Annotated in this window: 11 protein-coding genes; 10 read left to right on the top strand and 1 reads right to left on the bottom strand. The window is 65.5% G+C overall.

Annotation, left to right across the window (positions count from 1 at the left end; genetic code table 11):
- Positions 1–27: 27 nt before the first annotated feature.
- Positions 28–1,137 carry a lactonase family protein gene (locus F3J20_RS00725; protein ID WP_345889820.1) on the bottom strand — a complete coding sequence of 370 codons (1,110 nt, stop codon included), beginning with the start codon at positions 1,135–1,137 and terminating at the stop codon, positions 28–30.
- A 40-nt stretch (positions 1,138–1,177) separates the two neighbouring features.
- On the opposite strand from F3J20_RS00725, the gene acnA reads away from it, so the two are divergent.
- From acnA to F3J20_RS00675, 10 genes are all read left to right on the top strand, one after another.
- A complete protein-coding gene (gene acnA / locus F3J20_RS00720; protein WP_167281389.1) occupies positions 1,178–3,820 on the top strand; it encodes an aconitate hydratase AcnA in 2,643 nt (880 codons plus the stop codon).
- 30 nt (positions 3,821–3,850) lie between these two features.
- Entirely contained in the window at positions 3,851–4,786 is a 936-nt protein-coding gene (locus tag F3J20_RS00715; RefSeq protein ID WP_167281388.1) for a GntR family transcriptional regulator, read from the top strand.
- Positions 4,783–5,517 carry an ABC transporter substrate-binding protein gene (locus F3J20_RS00710; protein ID WP_167281386.1) on the top strand — a complete coding sequence of 245 codons (735 nt, stop codon included), beginning with the start codon at positions 4,783–4,785 and terminating at the stop codon, positions 5,515–5,517. The genes F3J20_RS00715 and F3J20_RS00710 overlap by 4 nt, the downstream gene beginning before the upstream one ends.
- Before the next feature lie 363 nt (positions 5,518–5,880).
- Complete coding sequence (locus F3J20_RS00705) at positions 5,881–7,107, top strand: YeeE/YedE family protein (protein WP_167281385.1); 1,227 nt, start codon at positions 5,881–5,883, stop codon at positions 7,105–7,107.
- A 201-nt stretch (positions 7,108–7,308) separates the two neighbouring features.
- Positions 7,309–8,259 (top strand): ketopantoate reductase family protein, encoded by a 951-nt coding sequence (locus tag F3J20_RS00700; RefSeq protein WP_167281383.1) that lies wholly within the window; start codon positions 7,309–7,311, stop codon positions 8,257–8,259.
- A complete protein-coding gene (locus F3J20_RS00695) occupies positions 8,256–8,648 on the top strand; it encodes a VOC family protein (RefSeq protein ID WP_167037450.1) in 393 nt (130 codons plus the stop codon). The genes F3J20_RS00700 and F3J20_RS00695 overlap by 4 nt, the downstream gene beginning before the upstream one ends.
- 3 nt (positions 8,649–8,651) lie before the next feature.
- Positions 8,652–9,113: a MaoC family dehydratase gene (locus F3J20_RS00690; RefSeq protein WP_167281381.1), complete on the top strand. Its 462-nt coding sequence runs from the start codon at positions 8,652–8,654 to the stop codon at positions 9,111–9,113.
- Positions 9,113–10,333 carry a CoA transferase gene (locus F3J20_RS00685; protein WP_167281379.1) on the top strand — a complete coding sequence of 407 codons (1,221 nt, stop codon included), beginning with the start codon at positions 9,113–9,115 and terminating at the stop codon, positions 10,331–10,333. The genes F3J20_RS00690 and F3J20_RS00685 overlap by 1 nt, the downstream gene beginning before the upstream one ends.
- Positions 10,333–11,166 carry a shikimate dehydrogenase gene (aroE, locus tag F3J20_RS00680; RefSeq protein ID WP_167281494.1) on the top strand — a complete coding sequence of 278 codons (834 nt, stop codon included), beginning with the start codon at positions 10,333–10,335 and terminating at the stop codon, positions 11,164–11,166. The genes F3J20_RS00685 and aroE overlap by 1 nt, the downstream gene beginning before the upstream one ends.
- A 130-nt stretch (positions 11,167–11,296) precedes the next feature.
- Positions 11,297–12,205, top strand: a complete 909-nt coding sequence (locus tag F3J20_RS00675) for a DMT family transporter (protein ID WP_345889819.1) — start codon at positions 11,297–11,299, stop codon at positions 12,203–12,205.
- Positions 12,206–12,353: the final 148 nt, after the last annotated feature.

Here is a 12,353-nt window from a genome sequence, read left to right as displayed (position 1 = left end):
AGGCTTCGCGTGAATCGGAAACGTGTGTCAGGCGTGGGGCGGCGAGAACACCAGGCAGACCGGGCTGCCCGACGAGGCAACGAAGCCGGTCGGCGCGAGGCCGCCTGAGTACGCATCGACGGAGAACACGACGATGGTGTCGCTGTCCTCGTTGAGCACGTACATGAAGCGGCCATCGGGTGTGGCCGTCATGAAGCGGGGCGTCTTGCCTTGCGTGGGGACGGCATGCAGAAAGCGCAGCCGGCCATTCGACGCATCGATGCCGAACACGGCAATGCTGTCGTCACCGCGGTTCGACGCATAGACGAAGCGGCCCGTGGGATCGACTTCGATTTCCGCCGCGCGGCTATTGCCCGTGCAGGTATCCGGCAGACTCGACAGCACCTGCCGCGGCGTGAGCGAGCCGTTGGCCGCATCGTAGCCATACGCCGTAACCGTCGAATCGAGTTCGTTGACGACCCACGCATGGCGGCCATCCGGATGGAACGCGATATGGCGCGGTCCCGCGCCCTCGCGAGCCGCGACGAAGGGTGTCGCGGCGGGCGTGAGCCGGCCGTTTTCGAAGCGGAACGAGAATGTGCGGTCGAGTCCCTTGTCCGGAACGATCACGAAGCGCCCGTCCGGCGCGAACGGATTGAAGTGCGGTTTCGCCTGCTTCTGTTCGATGCGATGCGGACCGATGGGGCCGTCCAGCTGCACGAGCTGTGTGAGCGGTTCGAGCGAGCCGTCGGCGGCGATGGGCAGCACCGCGAGACTCGCGCCGATGTGATTGGACACGACCACGTAGCGGCCGCCCGGATCGATTGCGAGATGCACGGGATTGTTGCCTTCGGTGCTCTGGCGATTGAGGAACGTGAGCTTGCCGCTCGCCTTGTCCACGCTGAACGCGCTGATGTCGCTCATGTCGCCATGCACGCTGTAGAGATGCTCGCCGTTCCGGCTCAGCGCAAGGAACGACGGGTTCACCAGATCCTTGACGAGTTGCACGAGCGTCAGCGCGCCGGTCTGCGTCTCGACCTGATAGACGCTGATGCCGTCGCCGCGGGCGTTGCGCTCGCGCGTCGTGCGCGAACCGACATAAGCAAACAGGGGGGTCTTTTGTTTCAAAACGGTGTGCCTCGTATTGCGGGTTTCCACTGGATTGCATTTTGACTATATGAAGTGCAAAAATACAGTTATGGAAAACACCGACACCCCCCTCATCTCCCATCTCGACGCTGGCGGCGCGAGCTTGCGTTTCGTCGATCTGCCCGGCATGTTCGGCGCGAAGCTGCGCGAACTGCCCGTCGTGCTGCGCCTGCTGCTCGAAAACGTGATTCGTAATACGGATGGCGAAGAGCGCGCTCAGGCGGTCGCCGCGATCCTCGCGTGGCGCGAGCGCGCCACCAGCGAGCACGAAATCGCGTTTCAGCCCAACCGCGTGCTGATGCACGACACGACGAGCACGCCCGCGCTGGTCGACATCGCGGCGATGCGCGACGCGCTGGCCGAGGCGGGCGCGGACCCCGCCGCGCTCAATCCCGTGCTGCCGGTGGATTCGTCGGTCGATCATTCGCTCGCGGTCGAGTACTTCGGCAAGCCCGACGCCGCGCCGCGGAATCTCGCGCTCGAACTGCGCCGCAACGCGGAGCGTTACCGCTTTCTGCGCTGGGCTTCGCAGGCCTTGACGGGCGTGCGCATCCATCCGCCGGGCACGGGGATCATGCATACGATCAACCTGGAGCAGCTCGCGACGGTGGTGACGCGCGTCACGCGCGACGGCGAGCCGTGGGCCGTGCCCGACACGCTGATCGGCACGGACAGCCATACGCCGATGATCAACGGCATCGGCGTGCTCGGCTGGGGCGTGGGCGGCCTCGAAGCGCAGACGGTGATGTTCGGCATGCCGGTGATGCAGCGCATTCCCGATGTGATCGGCGTGCGTCTCACGGGCGCGCTGCGGCCGGGCGTGCTCGCCACCGATCTCGCGCTGACGGTCACGCAGCGGCTGCGCGCGATCGGCGTCTCGGGCGAGTTCGTCGAGTTCTTCGGGCCGGGCGTGTCGACGCTCAGCGCGGGCGAACGCTCGGTCGTGGCGAACATGGCGCCGGAGTACGGCGCATCGACGGGCTTTTTCCCCGTGGACGCACGTACGCTCGAATACCTGCACGCGACGCATCGCGCGGCGCAAGCCGTGCAACTGGTGGAGGCGTTCACGCGCGCGGCCGGCCTGTGGTTCGATCCCGAGGCCGCGCCGCGCTACACACGCGCGATCGACATCGATCTCGCCAGCATCGGCATGCACGTGGCCGGCCCGCGCCGCCCGCAGGATCTGCTCGATTACTCGGCATTGCCCGCCGCGCTCGCGAAGCTCGGCTTCAAGCCGGAAGGCGGATCGAAAGCGCCGCACGAGCCGATGCCGCGTCACCCCGTGGCGATCGCGGCGATCACGAGTTGCACGAACACGTCCGATCCCGCCTTGCTGATCGCCGCCGGGCTCGTGGCGCGCAAGGCACGCGCGAAAGGCCTTGCGGTGCCGGCGTGGATCAAGACCTCATTGGCACCCGGATCGCCGGCCGCCGCTGCGTATCTGGAACGTGCCGGTCTGATCGACGATCTTTCCGCCGTGGGCTTCGACATCGTCGGCTATGGCTGCACGACCTGCATCGGCAACTCGGGGCCGCTCACCGAAAGCGTGCGCGCGTCGCAGGCCGAAGGCCGCATCTATCCCGTCGCCGTGCTCTCGGGCAACCGCAATTTCGCGGGACGCATTCACCCCGATCTCGATCTCGGCTTCATCATGTCGCCGCCGCTCGTGGTCGCGTTCGCCTTTGCGGGCAATGCCGAAACCGACCTGAGCCGCGAGCCCGTGCAATGCGCGGCCGACGGTACGCCGGTCCTGCTGCGCGATCTGTGGCCGACGCGCGAGGAGGTGGCCGCGCTCGTCGAGCAGGCGGCCGACCCCGAGGACTACCCCCGCGCATTTGCCGTGGCGAGCCGCAATCCGGCATGGCACGAACTCGAAGCGCCATCGGGCGCGCGCTTTCCGTGGAATCCGGCGTCGACGGCTTTACGCCGGCCGCCGTTCGCGGCCATCGATCAGGGCAGCCAGCTCGGCCACTATCGCGCGTATCCGTTGCTCGTGCTCGGCGACGACATCACGACCGACCACATCTCGCCGGCGAGCGCGATTCCGAAAGACAGCTTCGTTGCCGATTTTCTCGTCTCGCGCGGCGACGACCGTAACGACCTGAACGTGTTCGCCTCGCGCCGCGGCAACTGGGAAGTGATGATGCGTGCAGCGTTCTACAGCAAGACGCTGGAGAACCGGCTCAAGCCCGGCATGCCGGTTGCTCACACGCTGCACGTGCCGAGCGGCGAAGTGCTGCCGATTCATGAGGCCGCCAGGCGCTATGCGGACGCGGGCGATGCCGTCGTGCTCGTCGCGGGTGAACGCTACGGCACGGGCTCGTCGCGCGACTGGGCCGCGAAGGGGCAGCGGCTCCTGGGTATTCGCGCGGTGCTGGCCGCGAGCTTCGAGCGCATCCATCGCTCGAATCTGATCGGCATGGGCATCCTGCCGCTGCGTTTCGCGCCCGGCATCCATCCGGACACCCTCGCGCTCGGGCCGGGTGATATGCTCGAAGTCGCAGCGGACGCCGCCACGATCACGCCGCGCTGCACGGTGCCCGTGCGTATCGTGCGTGCCGACGGCCGCGTCGAGGCGATCGACGTGCGCGCGGCCGTGGAGACGCGCCTCGAATGCAGGCTGCTGCGTTCGGGCGGCGTAATTCCGCTGATCCTGCAAAACAACCTCGCGCGCGGCAGGGGCGCAGACTGAGCTCCCGCGCGGCGAACCTGACCGACTGAGATGATCGACCGCTCCATTGCCACCCAGATACTCGAACTGATCAGCAACGAAGGGCTCGAAGCCGGCGCGCATCTGCCCGCGCAGATGCTGGCCGACCGGCTTCGCGTGTCGCGCTCGCCCGTGAACGAAGCGCTCGCGCTGCTGCACGAGAAGGGCGTGCTGACGCGCGAGAAAAATCGCGGCTTCTTCGTGGCGCGGCCGCTCGTCGATCCCTTGGCCGACGTGGTCAGCGAACTGGGTCTCGCCGGGACCGGCATCGTGACGAGCGTCTATTTCCAGATCGCCGACGATCGCCTCAAAGGGGAACTGCCGGACGTTGTATCCGAGCAGATGATCCGCACGCGCTACGGTCTCACGGGCGCGCAATTGAGCGCGCTATTGAACCGGATTGCGCAGGAGGGCTGGGCAGAGCGCAAGCCCGGTTACGGCTGGGAATTCTCGCCCATGCTCACGACGCCCGACAGCCTGCTCAAGTCTTACCGGCTGCGTCTCGCGCTGGAGCCGGCGGCGCTGCTCGAACCCGGCTACCGGCTCGAGCGCAAGGTGCTCGAACGTTGCCGCGAGGTCGAAAAGCATCTGCTCGCGGGCGGCATCGAAACCGATACCGCCGATCAGTTGCACGAGCGCGGCGTGCGCTTTCACGAATCGCTCGTCGAGGCGTCGGGCAACAGTTTTTTTATCGACACCATTCGCCGTGTCAACCGGGTGCGCCGGCTGATCTCGTACCGTTCGATGCAGCATCGCAAGCGCTATGTGGAGCATGCCAGGCAGCATCTGCACGTGCTCGAACTGCTGGAGCGCGAGCGCAACGAAGAGGCATCCGAAGCATTACGCCAGCACCTTTTGCATACGCTGGAGGCTCTGGCGAGCATCCAGGAAATCCTCGGCTCGGCGCAGGAGGATCAACACACGGTTCAATCCGCCACGACCTTATGAATATCGATTCCGCCATCGTCAAGGCATTCGCGCCCACCGGAACGCTGCGTGCGTCCATCAATCTCGGCAATCCGATTCTCGCCAACCTGAGTCCGCAGTCGGGCGAGCCGGCCGGCGTATCGGTCGATCTCGCGCGCGCGTTCGCGCAACGCCTCGGTGTGCCGCTCGAACTCGTCGTGTTCGACGCGGCGGGCAAGTCCGTGGAGGCCGTCAGCGACGAGCGCGCGGACTTCGGCTTTTTCGCCGTGGACCCGAAGCGCGGCGAAACCATTGCGTTTACCGCGCCGTACGTGCTGATTGAAGGGTTCTATCTCGTACGCGAGGCTTCGCCGATCCGCTCCAATGCCGATGTCGATTATCCGCATAACCGGGTGGCGGTCGGCAAGGGCAGCGCCTACGACCTGTTCCTCACGCGGGAACTGAAAGCCGCGCAGATCGTGCGTGCGCCGACTTCGCCCACGGTGGTCCAAACCTTCCTCGAACAAACGCTTGAAGTGGCCGCCGGCGTCAGGCAGCAACTCGAAGCCGATGCCGCGAAAACCAGCGGACTGCGCTTGCTCGACGAGCGTTTCATGGTGATCCGGCAGGCAATGGGCGTCGCAAAGAGCCGGGGAGAACGGGCGGCCGAGGAATTACGCGAGTTTGTCGAAGAGATGAAACGCAGCGGGTTCGTCGCGCAGGCACTGGAACGCCATCGCATTGCAGGCGCTTCGGTTGCGCCGCTCGAATAAACGACGGCTTCCGGGGAAGAGGAGGGAATTGCCTCTGAAAAATCGGCCCTGAAACATGGCTGTTTTAAGGCAGATTCGAAATGTCGCTATGACAACGGGTTATTAAGCGACCGCCAGAAATGGCGTCGATTCTCGCCAGGCCCCGTGCAGCAAGCTTCTCAGGCTCATGGGGCGGCGCGCGCGGTTGCGCCGTCGAGGAACGCGGCGCCGTGGCGGGCGCCGGCCGCAACGTGACATTTCGGTATACTCACGGACTTCTTCTAAAACGATTTGTCGCGGCTTTTCGCCCGCGCAGCGACCGCCCGGTTGACCCGCCAGCGGTGTGCTGTGCGCACGCGATGGGCGCGTCCGTCTCCGCTCATCATGTCCGATCTATCCACGCCGTTCGGCGGCGCGCCCCGCCGTCTCGTCAACATCAATCCGAAGCCGCTCGCCGTCGCGCTCGCGCTCGTCGTGATCGGTGCCGTCTATCTCGCGCAGACCGTCAGCGTGACGCAGGCCGCGCTGTACGTCCTCGGCGCGCTGCTTGGCGTCACGCTCTATCACGCCGCGTTCGGCTTTACGTCCGCATGGCGGGTCTTCATCGCCGACGGCCGCGGCGCCGGCCTGCGCGCGCAGATGCTGATGCTCGCAATCGGCGTGCTGCTGTTCTTCCCCGCGCTGTCTGCCGGCACGCTGTTCGGTCATCCGGTTGTCGGCGAAGTGTCGCCCCCCGGCACCTCGGTCGTGATAGGCGCGTTCATTTTCGGCGTTGGCATGCAGCTCGGCGGCGGCTGTGCGTCCGGCACGCTGTACACCGTCGGCGGCGGCAGCACGCGGATGGTGGTCACGCTGATCGCGTTTATCGTCGGCTCGGTGGTCGGCACCGCGCACATGCCGTTCTGGTCCGCGCTGCCGCATCTCCAGCCGATCTCGCTCGTGAAGACGCTCGGCGTCGGTCCGGCGATCGCGCTGAATCTCGTGGTGTTCGCGGCGATCGCCGCGCTGACCGTGCTGATCGAGAAGCGCCGTCACGGCCATCTCGTGAGCGACGTGGATCGCGCGCCGAACGCGTCGCCGTGGCTGCATGGCCCGTGGCCGCTGCTCGCCGGTGGTGTCGTGCTGGCGATCCTCAACTTCGTGACGCTCGCGTTGTCGGGCCACCCTTGGGGCATCACGTCGGCGTTCGCGCTGTGGGGCGCCAAGGCGTTCTCCGCGCTGGGCATCGACGTCGCAAGCTGGCCGGTGTGGAGCACCGGCCCGAACGCGGCCGCCCTGGCCGCGCCGATCAGCCACGACGTGAAGTCCGTGATGGACATCGGCATCGTAATCGGCGCGATGGTTGCCGCTTCGCTCGCCGGCCGCTACGCGCCGGTATGGCGTCTGCCTTTGCGCTCGCTGATCGCCGCCATCGTCGGCGGGCTGCTGCTCGGCTATGGCGCGCGCCTCGCGTATGGCTGCAATATCGGCGCGTATTTCAGCGGTATCGTGTCGGGCAGCCTGCATGGCTGGCTCTGGCTCGTCGCGGCATTTTTCGGCAACGTGGTCGGCACGAAGCTGCGTCCGGTCTTCGGGCTCGCGGTCGAGCGCGTGAAGCAGACGGGTTGTTGAGCGGGCGGCTGCGACCTCTATTTGCCGGTGTAATCAGGAAGGCAACGCGTGACGCGTTGCCTTTTTTTATGCCTCGGCCGTGAACGCAAAGGCGTCATGCCGTTCGGCTCGTATTGCCGTTCGCAATGACGTCATTGATTCCATTGCATTGCGCACATGACGCGGGAATCGTATCGTGGTCTCACTATCACGGAGACCCGCATGAAGATCGCATTTCTGGGAGCCGGTGCGTTAGGTTGCGCCATCGGCTCCGCACTCACCGAAGGCGGCCACGAGACGTGGCTGGTCGACCGCTTTGCGGCGCACGTCGAGGCCATGTGCCGCGACGGCCTGCAAGTCGACGACGCCAACGGCTCGCGCCGCGTCAAGGTCCGCGCCACGATGAACCCCGCCGAAGTCGGACCGGTGGACCTCGTTATCGTACTGGTCAAGTCCTTCCATACCGATTCGGCGATGCGCGGCGCGCTCGCCCTCGTCGGTCCCGACACGCTCGTCCTGTCGTTGCAGAACGGCCTCGGCCATGAGGACGTGCTGAGCGAAATCGTCGGCCGCGAGCGTGTGCTGGCGGGCAAGACCTATGTCGGCGGCGTACTCAAGGCGCCCGGACATATCGAGTCGGGCGTGAGCGGAAAACTGACGATCATCGGCGAACTCGACGGCCAGGTGACGGAGCGGGTCCGCGCCATCGCCGATGCGTTCAACAGCGCCGGCCTGACGACCACGGTCAGCGACAACATCCTCGGCACGATGTGGGACAAGCTGTTGATTAACGTCGCGACCGGCGCGATCACCGGCGTTACCGGTCTGACGTATGGGCAACTCTACGAAGAGCCGGTTCTGAAAGCGACCGCGCTGGCCGCGATCGAAGAGGCCATGGCCGCGGCGAAGGCCGCCGGCATTCGTCTTTCGATGACCCGGGCGGAAGAGGCGTGGACGCTCGCCGCCGAAGGTTTGCCGCTTGCCTTCAAGACCTCGATGCTGCAAAGCCTGGAAAAAGGTTCGGTTACCGAAATCGACTTCATCAACGGCGCGGTCGTGCGCTGGGGCCAACGTCTCGGCGTGCCGACTCCTGTTAATTCGACGCTCGTGGCATGCATCAAGGGCATCGAACGGGCCATGACCGATCGCCAGAAAGCAGGAGCGGCGGCATGAGCGGCACGAAAGCGTATCTGGAGCACGTCGCGATCTGGGTGAAGGATATCCAGTGGCATATCCGCTTCTTCGAGGAAGTCCTCGGCATGACGATGCGCGAGGTGGACGGCACGCGCGAGGCGCCGCGTCAGTACTGGACGCTCGGCGGCCTGCAGTTCATTCACGAGCCGCGCTTCGACGGGCCTGAGGGCCGGCTCGGCCATCTCGGCGTGATGTGCGAGGACCTCGAGGCCGCGCTCGCCGCGGCGCAGGCGTTCGGTGTCGGCGAAATGCCGCAGGGACGCAACTGGCTGCGCTTGCCGGACGGGCTCGCGGTCGAACTCATTCAGGCCAAACCTGCCGCGTGCGTTGCGCAGGCGCTGGCGATCAATCCACGCGCGGAGGCGTAAAGCATGAGCACGATCATCGAAAAGTACTGGGACGACGCGAAGGACGGCGACGAGTGCGTGAGCCCGACCTATACGGTCACGAAAGAACGCATTCTCGCCTACGCCGATCTGACCGGCGATCACACGCCGGTGCATGTGGACGAGGCCTACGCGAACGCGAGCCACTTCGGTTCGATCGTCGCGCACGGGCTGTTCGGGCTGTCGATTGCGGACGGCCTGAAGACGCAGAGCGACTATCGGTTCCTGCCGGGCATGTCGCTCGGCTGGACCTGGGATTTCCTGTTGCCGATCAAGGTCAACGACGTCCTGCACGTCAGGTTTCGCGTGAGCAACATGCGCGCGAGCAAGAGCCGTCCGGACTGGGGCATCGTCGTGCTGCCGTCTGAGCTGATCAATCAGGACGGCCAGGTGGTCCAGCGCGGCGAACATCGCCTGATGGTGCCGCGCCGCCCGGGAGCGAACTGATGCAGGCCCGTCCTCTCGAAGGTATTCGCGTCGTCGACTACAGCCACTTTCTCGCCGGTCCCTATGTGGGCCGCTGTCTCGCGGCGCTCGGTGCCGAAGTCATCAAGGTCGAGCGTCCCGGCAGCGGTGACGCTGGCCGGCAGCATGCGACCCTCCTCGACGACCAGCAAAGCGCCTACTTCCTGCAGCTCAATATGGGCAAGCGCGGCGTCAGCGTCGATATGAAAGATGCGCGCGGCAAGGAGTTCATGCGGCGCCTGTGCGATTCGGCCGATGTATTTATCGAAAACTATCGACCCGGCGCGCTGGACAAGCTCGGCCTCGGCTATGCCGCGCTGTCCGAGCGTAATCCGGGCCTCGTGTACTGCTCGATCTCGGCATACGGCCATACCGGACCCGACGCGCATCGCGCGGGCTTTGGCCTGATCGCCGAGGCGAAGAGCGGCATCATGCAGATGATCGGCAATCCCGGCGAGCCGCCCCCGCTGATGCGGATTTCGCTCGGTGACATGTACACGGGCATTCATGCGGTGGCCGCGATCAACGCCGCGTTGCTCGGCCGCGTGAAGAGCGGCCGCGGCCAGCATATCGACATGGCGTTGTACGACACGCTGGTGTCGATGCACGAATACGCGGTGCAGTGCTACACGATGCAGGGCGTGCTGCCCGAGCAGACGGGTCACGACATGCCGACGTCGACGCTGTATGGCGTGTTTCGCGCGGCCGACGGCGATCTCGTGATCGCCGCGCAGGTCGACGATTCGTGGGCGCGCTTCGCTGCGCTCGTCGAACAGCACGGCGGTCCGGCCGGCTTCGGTGCCGACGCGAGATTCCACGCGCTGAACGGACGCAACGCCCATCGCGAGGACATCCTCGCTGTCGTCAAGCCGTGGGTGGCCGCGCGGCCGGTGGCCGAGGTGCTGGCGCTGCTCGACGGTGTCGACGTACCGTGCGCGAAGGTTCAGCGCATCGACGAGGTGGTTGCCGATCCGCAGATCGTCGCGCGGGGCATGGTGATCGAGCAGGACCATCCGCGCTTCGGAAAACTGCGTCTGCCGAACCTGCCGTTCCGTTTCTCCGACTGCGATACGTCGATCCGCGAAGTCGGCCCGGACCTCGGTCAGCACAATGCTGAAGTTGCACAGTCGCTGGGTTTCGACGCTGCGCAGATCGACGCCATGCAGGCCGACGGCGTGCTGTTTTCGAAGAGGGCTGCATGATGGCTGATTTATATGCGGTGATCGGCCATCCGATCGGACACACGAAATCCCCGCTGATCCACGGCCTGTTTGCGCAGGAGACCAGGCAGGACATCACCTATACGGCGATAGAAGGGCCGCTCGAGCCGGCCGGCGCGTTTGCCGAAACGGTCAGGGCGTTTATCGCCGCGGGCGGCAGGGGCTTGAACGTCACCGCACCGTTCAAGCTGCAAGCCTTCGCGATGGCCGACGAGCGCAGCGAACGCGCGGCGCTTGCCGGTGCCGTGAACGCGATGAAGTTCGAAAACGGCCGGATCGTTGCCGAGAATTTCGACGGCGTCGGCCTCGTGCGCGACATCGAAGTCAATCTGAACCGGCCGATGGCGGGCAAGCGCGTGCTCGTACTGGGCGCGGGCGGCGCGGTGCGCGGCGCCTTGCTGTCGTTTATCGCGGCGCGGCCGGCGGAGCTGGTCGTCGTGAATCGGGACGTCGCGAAGGCCGAGGCGCTGGTGGCGCAAGTCGCAACGAGCTGTCCGTTGATCGCATGCGGTTACCGGGACCTCGACGCGACGGGGCCGTTCGACTTCGTCGTGAACGCGACGTCGGCGAGCCTTGGCGGTCACTTGCCGCCTGTTTCGCCCAGCGTATTCAGTCCGGCTGGTGGCGCGTACGAACTCGCCTATGGGAAAGGGCTCACGCCGTTTCTGCGGCTTGCGCGCGAGGCGGGCGTGCAAGGTATCGCCGACGGTGTCGGCATGCTGGTCGAACAGGCGGCCGAAGCGTTCGAATGGTGGCGCGGCGTTCGTCCGCAGACGCGAGCAGTGATCGACCGGCTGACCGTGCCGCTCGATTGACGCTGATCCGCGCGACGCCGGCTCCATCACGTTTAGCACTGGCGAGCCGGCGCGCGAAAAATGCAGCGAGGGGCGTAGCGAAAAATGCATCGAAAAGCGCTTCGAGGCATGCAACATCACAGGGATTGAATTGAAGCGCCAGATTACGTTCCTCATGACCGCCGAGTTCGGCATTGCGATGATGGTCGCGACGACCGCCACGTTTGCCGCGAGCGATTCGGTGGTCAAGGCCATCGGCGCTTCGGTGCCACTACTCGCTCTTCTTTTCGGCCGCTACAGCTTTCAGGCCGTCGCCCTCGGCGCCTGGCAGGCGCGGCGCGGTGCCGGGCATTTTCGCAAGGTCGGCGTGCTGAAACTGCAATTCCTGCGCGCCTTTTTTCTCCTCGTCAATTCGGCCTGCACGTTTGCCGGCCTGCGCTATTTGCCGCTTCCGGTCACCACTTCGCTGGCGATGATGGCGCCGCTGATTTCGACGCTGCTGGCGGCCATTCTGCTCAACGAAGACGTAACGAAGAGCAAATGGTCGATGGTCGTTCTGGGCTTTATCGGCATGCTGATCGTCGTGCAGCCGGGCAGCGGCGAATTCAGCTGGGCGGTTGCATTTCCCATTGGTGCAGCCACGACCTTCGCATGTTTTCAGGTCGTATCGAGCCGGCTTTCGACCGCAGGCGACCCGATCACCACCAATCTCATCACCGCCGTGGTCGCGAGTATCGCGCTCGCGGGACTGCTATGGGTCGATCAGGCGGACCTTTTGCCGGCAATCCGCAAAGTGACCGTGGGTAGCTGGCTGATGGTGCTCGCGATGGGCTTTCTTTCGACGCTCGGCCATCTATTGATGCTTCAGGCGTTGCGCCGAACGCCGCTTGCCGTGCTCACGCCATTCGGCTATGCGCAGCTTGCTTTCGCCACGCTATTCAGCTGGGCGTTCTTTGGCAGGGTTCCCAGCGTCTGGACTGCCGTGGGCATGATCGTGATTGCCGTCAGTGGACTAGGCACGATCGTTCTGCATGCGCGTGGTCGTGCGCTGCCGGCATGATCTCTCCCGGCAAGGGCAAGGGCGGCGAGGCGAAGCAGCGTTGCATATCATGTTTGCACAACCGCGGGCAGTGCCGTGCGCGAAGGCGGCGCGGATGCAACGCGCCGGACGTCGAGACCGCGCCGCGCGTTGCCGCGCGAGCGGTCTC

The sequence above is a fragment of the Paraburkholderia sp. Cy-641 genome, from assembly GCF_011752945.1.
Taxonomy (GTDB): Bacteria; Pseudomonadota; Gammaproteobacteria; order Burkholderiales; family Burkholderiaceae; genus Paraburkholderia.
The sequence above is the reverse complement of the archived record's forward strand: the minus strand, read 5'-3'. Positions and strand labels throughout refer to the sequence as shown.